Raw genomic sequence first — 14,569 nt, forward strand, 5'->3', positions numbered from 1 at the left:
CCGGTGGCGCTGTCAGGCCGGCAACTCGGTGACAAGCGGCATGATATCGACACCGTCACCGGGAAACACGGTCATATGGGGATGGTCGAGGAAGAGCCCCGCCGCTGCCTCGGCACTCTCGGCCTCGACGACCAGATAGCCGCAGATCGCGTTCGTGGCCGGGGCGATGCCGGATGGCGTCACGCGTGTCGTCCTGCCCACCATGCCGCCGCGATGGACAATCGCGCCGGCATTGCGCTCCTCCCAGGCAATCCATTTCGGGATCCCCTCAGCGTCGATCGCATCCTGCTCGGCTTTGGACAAGTGGCGAAAACGCGCCAGGTCCTCGGCTTTCATCGTGTAGACGGCGAGAAACTTCGGCATCTCGGCAACTCCGGATCGTGACGCGAAAGATCGGAAGAGTAACCCGGCCGTTGCGACACGTCATCCCTCTTCGCACGCCCGTGCCAGGTGAGCGTCAGCCCCGGCCGCGATAGGTCGCGACGCCCTGCTCGGGAAGCCATACGCCCTTCGGCGCTTCACCGGTCTGCCAGAAGACATCGATCGGGATACCGCCGCGCGGATACCAGTAGGCACCGATCCTGAGCCACCTGGGCTCGAGAAGTTCGACGATCCGCTTGGCGATATAGACGGAGCAATCCTCGTGGAAGGCGCCATGGTTGCGGAAGGCGAAGAGGAAAAGTTTCAGTGACTTCGATTCTACCAACCAGTCGCCGGGAATGTAGTCGATGACGATGTGGGCGAAATCCGGCTGGCCGGTCATCGGGCAGAGCGAGGTGAATTCGGGCGCGGTGAAGCGCACCACGTAATCGGTGCCGGCATTGCCGTTGGGCACACGCTCGAGAACGGCGGTTTCGGGGCTCGTGGGCGCCTCGACGCTCTGGCCGAGCTGGGTCAGTCCCGACGTATCGGTCTTGCTCATGGTGAGATCCTTTCGTTCAACGCCCGAATTCGATGCCGGCGCCATGCGCCATCTCGTTCTCGGGTTCCACATGGATGGTGACGCGGGTGCCCGGAACCGCCATGTGCACGGCCATCTCCAGCCGGTCGCAGATCACATGCGCGTCGCGCACGGTCATCTTGGAGGGCACGACGAGATCGAAGGCGACAAAGGTCGCGGCCCCTGCCCTGCGCGAACGCAGGTAATGCACGCCGAGCGAACCCTCCGAATTCTCCTTGATCGCCTTGCGGATCGCCTCGTCCTCCTCGGGAGAGACCGCAACGTCCATCAGCCCGGCGACGGACTGCGCGATGACCTTCCAGCCCTGCCAGATGATGTTGAGGGCAACCAGGATGGCGAGCACCGGGTCGAGGATGGCATAGCCCGTGGCCAGCACCAGGACGAGGCCGATGATGACGCCGACCGACGTCACGACATCCGACAGGATGTGCTGACCATCGGCCGAGAGCGCCGGCGAGCGGTGGCTGCGCCCGACGCGGATCAGGAGCGTCGCCCAGGCGGCATTGATGACCGCGGCAAGGCCGTTGATCGCAAGCCCGAGAAAGGGCGCGTCGGGCAAAGTCGGGTTCTGCAGCGCCGGGATCGCCTCGCGGATGATCAGAAGCGCCGCAACCACGATCAGCACGCCTTCTAGAACGGCCGAAAGATATTCCGCCTTGTGGTGGCCGTAGGGGTGATCGTCGTCGGCGGGTTTCTGCGCATAGCGAATGACGAAATAGGCAAGGAAGGCCGCAATCACGTTGACAGTCGATTCCAGCGCATCGGAGAGCAGCGCAACCGAGCCCGTCACCCACCAGGCGAGCGCCTTGAGCCCCATGACGCCGAAGGCGAGCGGAATGCCGATCAGGGCGAGCCGCCGGACGAGATTGTTCTTGTCAGCCACCATGGCCCTCTTCCCTGCAGATGCGAGTGAATTGCAGCCGCAATTCTCAAAACGACAAAACCGCCCGGCAAGGCGGGCGGTTCGGTGTGAATGGCAGGGTAATGCCGAAGGGTTGAGGAAAGGTCAAGGCATGCGATGCGGAGTGCACAGACGCCACTGCATCGGTTCTCCCTCGCCTGTCCTTCTGCCCCTCCGGACCGCGGCCGCAGCGTCAAGCTGCGGCCACCGATGCAATGGCCGAGCAAGCTTTAGAAGTCGAAGGATGCCGACACCATGAACGTCCTCGGCGCTCCAGCCGCGAGGAACCCGCGGGCGGACGATGCCCAGTAGTTCTCGTTGAAGACGTTTTCGACATTGGCGCGGATCTCGATCGGCTTGCCGTTTTCCCGTTCGAACTTGTAGCGCGCGCCGAGGTCGACACGGGTCCAGTCTTCGATCTTCTGGGCGTTTGCCGCGTCGAAATAGGTGCTGCCGCTATAGACCACCCGTCCGGTCAGCGTCAGGTTTTCGACCGCCGGCAGGTCATACTCACCATAAAGGCTGACTGCGGTTTTCGGCACGCCGGGGGCGTCTTTGCCATTGTTGGAGGAAGTGCTCGTCCGTTCAAGCTCGGCATCCATCAAGGTCACCCCACCCAACAGGCGCAGACCATCAATGGGCTCTCCAAATGCAGAGAGTTCGATGCCGCGATTTATCTGCATCCCATTCCCTCTATATATAGAGACGGTGGCCGGGCCAGGGGGATTGGGATTGGGGATAGTCTCTCGGTAGCCGCTTGCCTGCCGGATCTCGAAAAGCGCGGCGGTCAACACCACGTTGCCGGCATCGTATTTGAAGCCAAGCTCTTTTTGCTTGCTGACAAAGGGACTGAAAATCTCGCCAGCATTGATGGTGTTACCAGCCGCGACTGCGCCCTCGGTCAAGGCTTCCACATAGTTGGCATAGACGGAAAGGTTTTCCGTCGCACGAAAATTGGCCCCAACCGCCGGGCTGAAACGGCCTTCATCGTAGTAATAGTTCTGATCGCCAATCGGGCCGTTGTTCGGATTCGTATTCCATCCTCTCTGGCGCATTTCCTGGTAGCGACCGCCCAGTGTCACCTCCAGGCGCTCGTCGAAGAAACCGAGCGTGTCTGAAAACGCGATGCTGGTGGACAGGAGATCTGCAAACAGCGGCAGATTGTCGGACTTTGGAAGCTTGAGCCCACTGACCGCGCTGGAGGGCAGATAGCTCGGGCTGTAAATGTTCGTGGTATAGGCGCCCGGCAGGCCAAGGGCGCCCGGGGCGAAGCCGCCGCGATGGTTCTCGTTGAGGCTCTTCTGCAGCGAGAGATTGACCTTGTGATTGACCGGTCCGGTATCGAACTCGGATCGGATGCCGATTTCTCCGGAATAGCCATCGATCTGCTGCGGCTGGATGGAAAGTTCCGAGCGGGCCGTCCCGTTGACATTATTGATCGTGTACGAGGACGTCAGGAAGTCCTCGCGATAACGGCTGGCACCGGCAGCGGCATAAAGCGTGGTGTTGTCGAGGAGGTCGTATTCGATCCTGGCCGCCGCCATCTTGTGGGTGCTGTCGTGATACTCGAACGGATTGGCCGTATTGATGCTGCCATCCGGTGCCGACGGAATGGTGATCCGGGCCGCAGCGGCATTGAACAGCGATGTCGGCGCATCGATCTTCTGGTTGGAGTAGTTGAGGTCGAGCGAGGCGCGGACGTCTTCTCCCTGATAGTCGAGGCCGAGGGCACCAACACCCACCTTGATCTCGTTGTGATCCATCGGGGTATCGCCAAAGCGATAGGAGCCATTGGCCCGGATGCCCCACTCTCCCGCCGGCCCGTAGCGGCGGCCGATATCGGCATGGCTCCAGGCCTGGCCGTCACTGATATAGGTGGTCGTCAGACGCGTCAGAGGTTCGTCGCTGGCACGCTTCGGGATGAGGTTGATCGTGCCGCCGACACGCCCGATGCCGCCATTGACGAAGGCGGTCGGCCCCTTCAGCACCTCGACCCGCTCGACACCTTCGAGCGAGCTGCGGCGCGGGTTGGCGAGATAAGGAAGGCCGTCATAGAGCACGTCCAGATTGACCACGGAGAAGCCGCGAATGAAGAAGGAATCGCGTTCGCTGTAGACCGGTGCATCGGCGCGCACCGAGGGATCGTTGAGCGTCAGATCGGCAACCGTACGCGCCTGCTGGTCCCGGATCAATTTGGCGGTAAAGGCAGTGATGCTGAACGGTGTCTTCAGCACGGACTTGTTGCCCAGCGCTCCGAGGCGGGCGCCCTTGGCGACCTGGCCACCGGCATAGACTTCGGGCGGCTGCCCGACGGTGCCCGTTGCCGGAGGCTGCCCGGCCGCAGTGCCCGTCACCACGATCGGCGCAAGCTGCGTATCTCCGCTGCCGGACGAATTGCTTCCACCATTGGCATTCTGGCCATGCGCGGCAACGGCAGACATGGCCAGCAGCGAAACACTCGCGATGATGCTGCGCCGTCTCGTCTTCAGGCTCCGGGAGTGAGTTCTCCTCGACATGTGCATTCAAAGTCCCCTGTTACAAAAACACGATCTGCGGCCTTCGCGCATCGCCATCCGCTGAAGGCGCTGAAAAGGCCGGCACCCAAGCGCATGCGGCCATTCCACCGGGTCGAGGCGAGTCAGATCCGCAGCAAAGAAGGGCTGTTGATGACGCTGAACACCGGCTCCTGACGCAGGCTGCCACCGGAGAAACGATCGCGGCGATCTGATTTTTCAGGGCGGAAGAAGAATCTTGAGAAAAAATATCAGTATTTTGTGGACGGGAGAGAGCCTGGAATCTGGACGACGTTTAGGCGAGGTCCGACCTTCTCGAAAGACGAATACACTCTAAGTTCGTGACAAACCTGAGCATTGCAGAGCATGACGCAGCGCGTTATAATTGGTTATGATCCAGAGTTTCACGGACGCTGAAACCGAGCGCATCTGGTCCGGCCAGCGAAGCCGAAAGCTTCCGCCGGAAATACAGGCCGTGGCGCTCAGAAAACTGCGTTTGATGAACAATGCCAGACAGTTGAACGACCTGCGCGTCCCGCCCGGAAACCGGCTAGAGGCACTCAAGGGTGATAGGCTCGGGCAGCACAGCATCCGTATCAACGATCAATGGCGGATTTGCTTCACCTGGATTGAAGGAGGACCAAGCGATGTCGGGATTGTCGACTACCATGACTGAACTGCTGCCCAATCCGCATCCGGGCGATATCCTGCTTGAGGATTTCCTGAAGCCCATGGAACTGAGCCAGAATGCTCTGGCGCGCGCAGTCAACGTGCCGCCCCGCCGTATAAACGAGATCGTGCTCGGCAAGCGGTCTCTGACTGCTGATACCGATCTGCGGCTGTCGCGCTATTTCGGGGTGTCCGAGGGCTTCTTTCTCGGCCTGCAGGCGGATTACGACCTCATGCAGCGCCGGCGCGAAATCGAGGACGAGTTGAAGCGGATCCAACCCCGGGCGGCGTGATAATCCCCTTGCTGCGTTGCCTGCCGTTGGAGATACTCTGCGCCTTGAAGATTGGAGACTGCAATGCAGGGCATCACCATCGCAATTCCGGACGATCTGAAAGATTGGGTCAGCAGGAAAACCGAAAGCGGCGAATACGCCGATCCGAGTGACTACGTTTCTGGCTTGATCCGCCAAGATCAGGAACGCGCGGCCAAAATTGAGGCCATGCAGAAGGCTGTGGACGCTGGACTCGCAAGTGGAGTAGGCAATCGAACAGCGGATCAGCTATTTCAAGCTGCAAAGCAGAAAGCGAACCCGTAGGCGGTGTGAGCATGCCGTATCGGCTGACACGAGAAGCGGAAGCCGACGTCATCGAGATCGCCAAGCGAGGCCTAGACCGCTGGGGCCTTGGCCAAGCGCAGATCTATCACAATGGCCTTTTCGAACTCTTCGATCTCATCGCATCGACGCCAGCAATGGCGCGGCAGAGGACCGAACTGACGCCGCCGGTTCGGGTGAGCGCTACAAGGCGCATCTCGTGATCTACCTGATCGACGACGAGGGCGTTCTCATCGTCCGCGTTCGCCATGGGCGGGAAGATTGGCAAGAGGATCTCTAAACGGAGGAGCGCAGCAATTCAGCCGCGCTCCTTACCTGTTTATTCAAGCCGCCTTCACCTTCTTCCGCTTTGCGAGCTTCTCCACCACGTTTTCGATCATCCGCATGCCGGCGTCGCCGCCCAGGGTCATGATCGATTCCGGGTGGAACTGCACGGCCGCGACCGGTTCCTTCGCATGTTCGATGCCCATGATCGTGCCGTCCTCGCTTTCAGCGGTGATCATGAAATCACGGTGCAGCGTGGCCGGATCGGCGAAGATCGAGTGGTAGCGCCCGACGGTGACTTCCTTGCCCAGGCCTTCGAACACCAGGCCCGGTTCGAGAACCCGGATACGCGAGGGCTTGCCATGCATAGGGACGGCAAGCTGGCGCAGCTCTCCGCCATAGGCTTCGGCGAGTGCCTGGAGACCGAGGCAAACGCCGAAGATGGGCAGTTCGCGGGCCCTGGCCTTCTTGATCGTTGCCTTGCAGTCGAAATCGGTCGGTGATCCGGGTCCGGGCGAAAGCACGACGAGATCAGGGTTCAGCCGGTCGAAAATCTCCTCCGGCACGGGTGTGCGCACGGTGTTCACGGTCGCACCTGTCTGCCGGAAATAGTTGGCCAGCGTGTGCACGAAGGAATCCTCGTGGTCGACGAGGAGGATATTGATCCCCTCCCCGACGCGGGCGACGCCCCGCTTCGTCTTCGGGTCGGATTTCGCGTCGCGAATGGCGGCGATCATGGCGGAGGCCTTCAGTTCGGTTTCGGCTTCTTCTTCATGCGGGTCACTGTCGTTGAGCAACGTCGCACCGGCACGCACTTCGGCAATGCCGTCCTTGATACGCACGGTGCGAAGCGTAAGCCCCGTATTCATGTCGCCGTTGAAGCCGACCATGCCGATCGCCCCGCCATACCAGGCGCGCGGGCTCTTCTCATGCGCCTCGATGAAACGCATCGCCCAGAGCTTCGGCGCACCGGTGACGGTAACAGCCCAGGCGTGGCTGAGGAAGCCGTCGAAGGCATCCATGCCGTCGCGGAGCCGCCCCTCGATATGGTCCACGGTATGGATGAGGCGCGAATACATCTCGATCTGGCGACGGCCGATGACCTTGACCGAACCCGGCTCGCAGACGCGGGACTTGTCGTTGCGGTCGACATCGGAGCACATGGTGAGCTCGCTCTCGTCCTTCTTGGAGTTGAGGAGCTTGAGGATCTGGGCGGAATCCTCGATCGGGTCCGCGCCGCGCTTGATGGTCCCGGAGATCGGGCAGGTCTCGATGCGGCGACCGTTCACGCGAACGAACATCTCGGGCGAAGCGCCGACGAGATATTCCTGGTTTCCGAGATTGATGAAGAAGGAATAGGGCGACGGATTGATTTCCTTCAGCCGCTTGGAGATCTGCGACGGCTTGCTATCACAACGCTCCATGAACTTCTGGCCGGGCACGACCTCGAAGAGGTCGCCCTTGCGGAAGCTTTCCTTCGCCTTCACGACCAGTTCGGCATATTCGCCCGGACGATGATCGCCGCGCGGCGGGATCGTATCGGTGTGCTGGAAGGGTTCGGGCGCAATCTCTTCCGACTGCCCGATGGTGGTGACGTCACCCTTGGTGAAGTCGTAGCGGTCGATCCACGCCTTGGCCGAATAGTGGTCGACGACCAGGATCTCGTCGGGCAGGAAGAGCACCATGTCGCGCTGGTCATCCGGACGCACGAGCTTCAGGTCGATCGCGTCGAACTGGAAGGCGAGATCGTAGCCGAAGGCGCCGAACAGGCCGATGGCACTGTCTTCCTCCGAGTGGAACAGCGCCGTTATGGCGCGCAGCACCGTGAACACGGTCGGCATCTTCGAGCGCTCTTCCTCGGTAAAGACGCGCGACGGCAGCTTGACGTCGAGATCGAGACGCGTTGCGGTGCGCGCGCCCAGCGCCAGATCCTCGACGCCGGCAAGCGCCTCGGCGATCATGGTCAGAAGCGCTTCGCCGCGACCGTTATACGCCTCGATCCAGACCTTGCGGCCGAAGGAGGAAATGCCGAGCGGCGGATCGACGATGGCCGTGTCCCAGCGGGTATAGCGGCCCGGATATTCGTAATTCGACGAGAAGACCGCGCCGCGACGCTCGTCGAGCTTGTCGACATAGGTGGAGATGGCATCGGCATAGGGTGTTGGCCGGCGCTTGCGCGTGACGGTCACGCCGCCGCGCGTCTGATAGGCTTCCGAGCCGTCTTCCTGCAAAATCGTCGACATGTCTGTCCTTCTCTGCTCTTCAAGGCCCTCTTCCCGAGGCTTTGAATACGAAAAAGCCGCCTCAGGAGTGTTTCCGGGCGGCTTTGGGGTCAATCGTCAAAAGACATGACTGGTCAAGGCCGCGTCAGCGTGCCCACCACCAAGCAATGTTCTTCGAAACGATCTTCATGGGCAAAGGAATACCGTGGAGCCGACGCCTTAGCAAGGGTGTTTTGATGCGCCTTGATGATGAACTTTTCGACGGCTCGCGCCTTTTTGACCCGGGGACTGGGGCAGCAGGGAGAAGAGATGACGAAGACGATCGTGAGGCTTGCAGCCCTCCTGCTTCTGGCTCTGCCGAGCCTGACCGGCCTGCAGCTGCCTGCCCGCGGCCCCTTGCCTGACAAGCGGCCCGAAAGCGCGGCCCCTTCCTCGGATGCGGTGCCAGGGGCCGAGGAGCAAGCCAAAGAGCCTGCGGAACTCCCGACACCGCAGACCAGGCCAAGGCCTTCTGCAGCCGATCCGGCAAAGCCCGATCAGACGGAACGAAAACCCGAGGCCGCACCCGGGCAGGACAACACCCGCTCCAAACCTCAAGAGCCCTCCAGTGACGTCGACGGGTCTAAGACACCGCCCTCTGACAAGCCGGGCAAGCCGGCGAAGGACTCGGAGAGTGCCGAACAGCAACCGCCGCCGGATCCGGCGCCCCAGCCGGAGGAACCGAAGGCGCTGGCCGCCTGCCTCGCCGACTTGAAGGCGATCGGCGCGAGCTTCGAACAGAAGGCCGGGATCGATGACGACGGCGGCTGCGGTATCGCCGCACCGATCGCCGTGACGAAACTCTTGCCGGACGTGACGCTTGAGCCCGAGGCCACCCTTCGCTGCGAAACTGCCCTGCAGCTCGCCCGGATGACGCGCGACATGCTCAAACCGGCCGCCGAGAGCGCATTTCCGGACAAACCCAAGCTCACCGGCATCCGCCATGCCTCCGCTTATGTCTGCCGAAACCGCAACAGCGCGGAAAATGGCAAGGTGTCGGAGCACGCCTATGGCAATGCGATCGACATCGCCGGGCTCCGCTTCGGCGAGGGTGAACAGCCGGTGATGATCGCACGACAGGACGACGGCACGGCCGAAGCCGCCTTCCAGCGCGCCTTCAACGCCATCGCCTGCCTCTATTTCACCACAGTGCTCTCCCCCGGCAGCGACCCGACCCACCAGGATCACATGCATCTCGACGTGATCGAACGGAAGAGCGGGTTTCGCTACTGCCGGTGAAACGGAAAAGGCGGCGCATCGCTGCGCCGCCCCTTGCACTGGAGGCCGCCTCGCTCAGAACTTCTGGGTGAGCGAGATTTTGAAGGTGCGACCGGGTTCGGAGTAGAGGTCGCGAGTTTCGGCGGTCACACTGGTATTGCGAACGCTCGAGTAGTCAAAGAAGGTGCGGTCGAACACATTGTAGACGCCAGCGGTGAGCTTGAGGCCTTTCGCTTGTTCTGGCTCCCACCAGGCGGTCAGATCGACGATGCCGTAGCCTGGCGTTCTGAAGTACGAGGCGCCACTGGTGTCCTTGCCATCGTCAGCGCGGGCAGCTGCGACCGCAGAGAAATCGGCGCCGACGCCCCAGAACTCGGTGTCATAACCAACACTGGCAACGACCTTCAGCGGCGCCACCGAGCGGATGAAGGTGTCGCGATCAAGATCGTTGCCGATCACGTAGGCGAGACCGGCAGAGACACGGAACCCGTTTTCGAACACTTTATGGGCAGAGAGATCGACGCCATACATCTCGGCATCGGAAATGTTCGAGTAGCGCGTTCTGCCCATGGGGAACGGGCCAGCATATCCAAGCGCGGCAGCCTGTGCAGAGGTGATCGAAGCCACATCGATGAAGTTCTTGTAGCGATTGTAGAAGACCGATGCGCGTGCGCCCATCTCTTGGTCGCCCAGCTCTGCACCGAATTCGAAACCATTGCTGGTTTCGGACTCCAGTCCGGGATTGCCAAGGCGCAGATAGGTGCCCGTGCCGCCATAAGCACTGTAGAGCTCGCCAGCTGTTGGCGCTCGAAACGCCATGGCCCACTGCCCGAAAAGTTTTACCTCAGGCTGCAGATCATAGGCCACACGCAGCTTTGGCGAGAAACCGGCATCCTCGAAACCGTTCGGCAGTGACGGCTTGTTGTAGTTCCGGCCGAACTCGGCCGTCATTTCAGGAGAGTGCTTGACCCAGTCAAAGCGCAGACCCGGCGTGACGGTCAGACCCGTTGATCCGATCTGGATTTCGTCATCGAAGTACAAGCCAAGCTTGCTGCTGTTCACCTTGGGCGTATCGGCTTGATTGGTATGCAGGAACGAGCACGTCGCGAACATCGCATAGGGTGGCGGCGGGCATTTGTCGTAACCGCTGGAATATTGCTTGGTCACCCCGAAAGCTGCATCTATGCCGTAGCTCAAGGTGTGCTCAAGCGGACCGGTCGTCAGATGCGATTGGGCTGCCCCGATAAATCCGATCGTCCTCTCGGTGTTGTCGTTTTCACGGCCGATCGGTCCGATTGGAGTACGCGCCCGGATGCCATCATAACCGTCCATCGTCCGCTGCGTCATCCAGTACAAGGATGCCCAGGCATTGGAGATCGGACCATCCTGTGACTGCGCTTCGTACTGGTAATCCAGCGAGATGCGGTCACGATCGGTATTCTTCTTTCCGGTATAGGTGCCAGGTCTGTACGTGCTCGAATCCTGCATGGTTCTGGCGTCGGTTTTCCGGTCCGCACGAAAGCGTTCCGCCGTCAGCCCCAATGTATGGCCGCCTTCCAGCTGCTGTTGCAGGCGAAACAGCAGATTGTGTTGATCATAATCGGAGGGGTCGGCCTTGGTGCGCGTCGACCCATAGGTATCGATGGTGCCCTGGTTTGTACGCTCATGGCCCTTCTTGTAGGAGCCCTGGAACAGGACGGAGGTGTGATCGATCCGCTTTGCGACCGCCACGGAGCCTTCCCAGCTGTTGTCGGAGCTGTCGTATGTTGTCTTTGCGACGCCACCCCAATCCTTGCCTTCACCGATGAGGTCCTCGGGCGTCAGCGTCCGCAATGCCAGCACGCCACCCAGTGCACCTGAGCCAGCCCGGCTTGAATCCGCCCCGCGCATGACATCGACTGCTGAAAGAGCCGCGAAATTGAAAGCATCCACCCCACCGCTTGCGCCACGCGATACATCGAAGATGTAGGGAACCGGGATCCCGTCAATCGTCGTCAGCACGCGCGCACCTTCAAGGCCGCGAATATTGACCGCGCCATTGGACCGGTTGAAGGCAACGCCCGGCTGCGCCACACGGCCGAGATCCTCGATGCTGGTGATCTGCTTCTGTGCGATCTCTGCCGCCGTCGTCTCGGTCGCCAGCGGCGTATCCGCGACCGAGCCGGCCTTCACCCGCTTCCCCTTCACGACGATCGTCTGCAGCTGCGTCTCGTTACTGGCCGTGGCGGTGGACGAAGCGGTCTGGGCCAGGGCGGGTGCCAACGAGGTAATGGAGGCGAGCGCCGTGCAGGCAAGCAGGAAGGGGCGGAGGGACCGGGAGCGCATGGGTGTCGTCCTTTCAATGGCCGCAGAAAGGGGGCCCGCACCGGAATGTGTCCGGAGCAGGTTCGGCCTGATGTAATTGCGTCAAAAACGGAGCGGAGAGGATGTTCCCGCCGTCATCACGCCGTATAAAACATGACGTAATGAGTCAACATATAAAACATGATAATTCTAATCATGATTTGCGATCATCGTCACCGTGACAGAAACAGCACAGCTATTCACGGGCTTCCGGGTGCTAGAACAGGCCCTCGACCGCTCCGTCCGGATTGAGCCGGATCTTCTCCGAAGACGGCACGCGAGGCAGGCCGGGCATGGTCATGATCTCGCCGGTGATCGCCACGACGAAGCCTGCGCCGGCCGACAGGCGCACCTCGCGGACATGCACCACATGCCCTTCCGGCGCGCCGCGCAGCGTCGGATCGGTGGAGAAGGAATACTGGGTCTTCGCCATGCAGACCGGGAGATTGCCATACCCTTGCCGCTCCCAGTCCGCGAGCTGCTCGCGCACCGTCTTACCCGCCGTGACTTCACCCGCCCGGTAAATCTCGGTCGCGATCCGCTCGATCTTGGAGAAGAGCGGCAGGCTATCCGGATAGAGCGGGTGAAAGGAGGATGGGCTCTCGGCAATACGCACGACGGTTTCGGCAAGCGCAGCGATCCCGGCCGAGCCGTCCGCCCAGTGACGGCAGAGCACGGCCTCGGCCCCGAGCCCGGCGGCAACCGCCTTGACCGCCGCGATCTCGGCATCGGTATCCGTGGTGAAATGGTTGATCGCAACGACAGCGGGAACACCGAATTTGGCAAGGTTTTCCAGATGCCGGGCGAGGTTGACGGCACCACGCTCGACGGCGGCGACATCCTCGCGGGAGAGATCCTCCTTGGCCACGCCGCCGTTCATCTTGAGCGCCCGGACCGTCGCCACGATGACCACGGCCGAGGGGGTCAACCCCGCCTTGCGGCACTTGATGTCGAAGAATTTCTCCGCCCCGAGATCGGCCCCGAAGCCCGCTTCCGTCACGACATAGTCGCCGAGCTTCAACGCCGTCTTCGTCGCCACGACTGAATTGCAGCCATGGGCGATATTGGCGAAGGGGCCGCCATGCACCAGCGCCGGATTGTTTTCCAGCGTCTGCACGAGGTTCGGCTGCATCGCCTCTTTCAAGAGGACGGCCATCGCGCCGTCGGCCTTCAGATCCCGCGCGAAGACCGGGCTCTTGTCACGCCGGTAACCGATGATGATGGCGCCGAGCCTGCGTTCCAGGTCTTCGAGATCGGTGGCAAGGCAAAGGATCGCCATGACCTCCGAGGCCACCGTGATGTCGAAACCCGCCTCGCGCGGAAAACCATTGGAGGCGCCGCCGAGCGAGGTCACGATCTGGCGCAGCGCGCGGTCGTTCATGTCCATCACCCGCCGCCAGGTGATGCGGCGCGTATCGATGCCCAGTTCGTTGCCCCAGTAGATGTGATTGTCGATCAGCGCCGAGAGCAGATTGTGGGCCGAGGTGATCGCGTGGAAATCGCCGGTGAAATGGAGGTTGATATCCTCCATCGGCACGACCTGCGCATAACCGCCGCCCGCCGCCCCGCCCTTCACCCCGAAACAGGGGCCGAGCGAGGGTTCGCGGATGCAGATGACAGCCTTTCTGCCGATACGGTTCAGACCGTCACCAAGGCCGACCGTCGTGGTCGTCTTGCCCTCCCCCGCCGGTGTCGGATTGATCGCCGTCACCAGGATGAGCTTGCCATCGGCCCGATCCGCGAGCCCCTTGATAAAGGAGGCCGATATCTTCGCCTTGTCATGGCCGTAGGGGATCAGGCTGTCAGAGGGAATGCCGAGCTTGCAGCCGATCTCCTGGATGGGTCGCTTGGAGGCTGCACGCGCAATATCGATGTCCGATGGCACTGTCATCCGTTTCCCCCTCATACCCTTGTTGTGGAGAAGGATCGGCCTCGGCGGGACGGCTGGCAAGCAGGCCCGCGAGATTTATTTTGAGCGCATCCATCCGAGGCGGCGGAAGTTCGACTGCCCCCTTGTCCCCGCAGGGAACAATGTATTATTTGCGCCGCACCTCAGCCCTCAAGGAACGCCCCAATGAAATCGCTGGAACTGCTGGTCGAAAAAATCATCCTGTCGAGCCGATGGATCCTTGTGGCCTTCTATCTCGGCCTGGTCGCGGCCCTTGGCGTCTATGCCGTCTCCTTCGGCTACAAGTTCCTGAAGATCGCCCAGAATGTCTTCGTCTACGAGGACTTCGAGATGATCCTCGCCATGCTGGCGCTGATCGACGCAGCGCTGGTCGCGAGCCTGATCGTCATGGTGATGATCTCAGGCTACGAGAATTTCGTCAGCCGCTTCGACGAGGCCAATGACGAGGTATCGTTCCTCGGCAAGCTCGATGCCGGCAGCCTCAAGATCAAGGTGGCCTCCTCCATCGTCGCGATTTCCTCGATCCACCTCCTGCAGGTGTTCCTCAACGCCAACCAGTACACCGACAGCAAGCTGATGTGGCTCACCATCATCCACATTGCCTTCGTGGTCTCGGCGGTGATGCTGGGTTATCTGGAGGTGATGATGAACGGCAAGAAGAAGGCGAGCGACGCCGACAAGATCTGAGGCTTGTTCCAAATTGATGATGGCAGTGGCGCCAGGGTACCCCCCTCTGCCCTGCCGGGCATCTCCCCCACACGGGGGGAGAGCGGAATGCGGCTGACCTCGCAGCCTCACGAAATTGGCCTGTGACATTGCACGGAGCCGGCTGCGGGCACCCACTCTTGTAACTTCCCGAAAGCCGCGTTTGAGGCTGTAATGGCAGGCGCGGTGGCGGATGGGAGACCGACACACC

At 61.4% G+C, this 14,569-nt stretch carries 14 protein-coding genes; 7 read left to right on the top strand and 7 right to left on the bottom strand.

Annotated features, from left to right (window positions below; genetic code table 11):
- Positions 1-12: 12 nt before the first annotated feature.
- The 4 genes from H6M51_RS16080 to H6M51_RS16095 all read right to left on the bottom strand — a co-directional run bounded on the left by H6M51_RS16080 (position 13) and on the right by H6M51_RS16095 (position 4,378).
- The gene (locus tag H6M51_RS16080; protein WP_185810831.1) at positions 13-363 is read right to left on the bottom strand and encodes a hypothetical protein; all 351 of its coding nucleotides are present in this window, start codon (positions 361-363) and stop codon (positions 13-15) included.
- A gap of 94 nt (positions 364-457) precedes the next feature.
- Positions 458-922, bottom strand: coding sequence for a preQ(1) synthase (gene queF / locus H6M51_RS16085; protein ID WP_185810832.1), 465 nt, complete (start codon positions 920-922; stop codon positions 458-460).
- A 16-nt stretch (positions 923-938) separates the two neighbouring features.
- Positions 939-1,847 (bottom strand): cation diffusion facilitator family transporter, encoded by a 909-nt coding sequence (locus H6M51_RS16090; RefSeq protein WP_210314840.1) that lies wholly within the window; start codon positions 1,845-1,847, stop codon positions 939-941.
- 245 nt (positions 1,848-2,092) lie between these two features.
- Complete coding sequence (locus H6M51_RS16095; protein WP_246780540.1) at positions 2,093-4,378, bottom strand: TonB-dependent siderophore receptor; 2,286 nt, start codon at positions 4,376-4,378, stop codon at positions 2,093-2,095.
- Positions 4,379-4,766: 388 nt separating this feature from the next.
- On the opposite strand from H6M51_RS16095, the gene H6M51_RS16100 reads away from it, so the two are divergent.
- The 5 genes from H6M51_RS16100 to H6M51_RS24970 all read left to right on the top strand — a co-directional run bounded on the left by H6M51_RS16100 (position 4,767) and on the right by H6M51_RS24970 (position 5,938).
- A complete protein-coding gene (locus H6M51_RS16100) occupies positions 4,767-5,051 on the top strand; it encodes a type II toxin-antitoxin system RelE/ParE family toxin (protein WP_185810834.1) in 285 nt (94 codons plus the stop codon).
- Positions 5,044-5,337 (top strand): HigA family addiction module antitoxin, encoded by a 294-nt coding sequence (locus H6M51_RS16105; protein WP_246780541.1) that lies wholly within the window; start codon positions 5,044-5,046, stop codon positions 5,335-5,337. The genes H6M51_RS16100 and H6M51_RS16105 overlap by 8 nt, the downstream gene beginning before the upstream one ends.
- A 63-nt stretch (positions 5,338-5,400) precedes the next feature.
- Entirely contained in the window at positions 5,401-5,640 is a 240-nt protein-coding gene (locus H6M51_RS16110) for a type II toxin-antitoxin system ParD family antitoxin (RefSeq protein ID WP_185810836.1), read from the top strand.
- An 11-nt stretch (positions 5,641-5,651) separates the two neighbouring features.
- Positions 5,652-5,861: a type II toxin-antitoxin system RelE/ParE family toxin gene (locus tag H6M51_RS16115; RefSeq protein WP_348644505.1), complete on the top strand. Its 210-nt coding sequence runs from the start codon at positions 5,652-5,654 to the stop codon at positions 5,859-5,861.
- Positions 5,858-5,938 (top strand): type II toxin-antitoxin system RelE/ParE family toxin, encoded by an 81-nt coding sequence (locus tag H6M51_RS24970; RefSeq protein WP_246085146.1) that lies wholly within the window; start codon positions 5,858-5,860, stop codon positions 5,936-5,938. Before H6M51_RS16115 ends, H6M51_RS24970 begins: the two co-directional genes overlap by 4 nt.
- Positions 5,939-5,981: 43 nt before the next feature.
- Here H6M51_RS24970 and H6M51_RS16120 read toward each other — a convergent pair whose 3' ends face one another.
- Complete coding sequence (locus H6M51_RS16120; RefSeq protein ID WP_185810837.1) at positions 5,982-8,165, bottom strand: anthranilate synthase; 2,184 nt, start codon at positions 8,163-8,165, stop codon at positions 5,982-5,984.
- A 288-nt stretch (positions 8,166-8,453) separates the two neighbouring features.
- Here H6M51_RS16120 and H6M51_RS16125 point away from each other — a divergent pair, with 288 nt between their 5' ends.
- Positions 8,454-9,422, top strand: a complete 969-nt coding sequence (locus H6M51_RS16125; RefSeq protein ID WP_185810838.1) for an extensin family protein — start codon at positions 8,454-8,456, stop codon at positions 9,420-9,422.
- A 54-nt stretch (positions 9,423-9,476) separates the two neighbouring features.
- On the opposite strand, the gene H6M51_RS16130 is transcribed toward H6M51_RS16125, so the two are convergent.
- Positions 9,477-11,726 carry a TonB-dependent hemoglobin/transferrin/lactoferrin family receptor gene (locus H6M51_RS16130; protein ID WP_185810839.1) on the bottom strand — a complete coding sequence of 750 codons (2,250 nt, stop codon included), beginning with the start codon at positions 11,724-11,726 and terminating at the stop codon, positions 9,477-9,479.
- Positions 11,727-11,961: 235 nt separating this feature from the next.
- Positions 11,962-13,635, bottom strand: coding sequence for a formate--tetrahydrofolate ligase (locus H6M51_RS16135; RefSeq protein WP_185810840.1), 1,674 nt, complete (start codon positions 13,633-13,635; stop codon positions 11,962-11,964).
- A 183-nt stretch (positions 13,636-13,818) separates the two neighbouring features.
- Here H6M51_RS16135 and H6M51_RS16140 point away from each other — a divergent pair, with 183 nt between their 5' ends.
- Positions 13,819-14,340, top strand: a complete 522-nt coding sequence (locus H6M51_RS16140) for a TIGR00645 family protein (protein ID WP_185810841.1) — start codon at positions 13,819-13,821, stop codon at positions 14,338-14,340.
- The last annotated feature ends 229 nt before the right edge of the window (positions 14,341-14,569 follow it).

This window comes from Rhizobium sp. AQ_MP, assembly GCF_014237835.1.
Lineage (GTDB): Bacteria > Pseudomonadota > Alphaproteobacteria > Rhizobiales > Rhizobiaceae > Allorhizobium.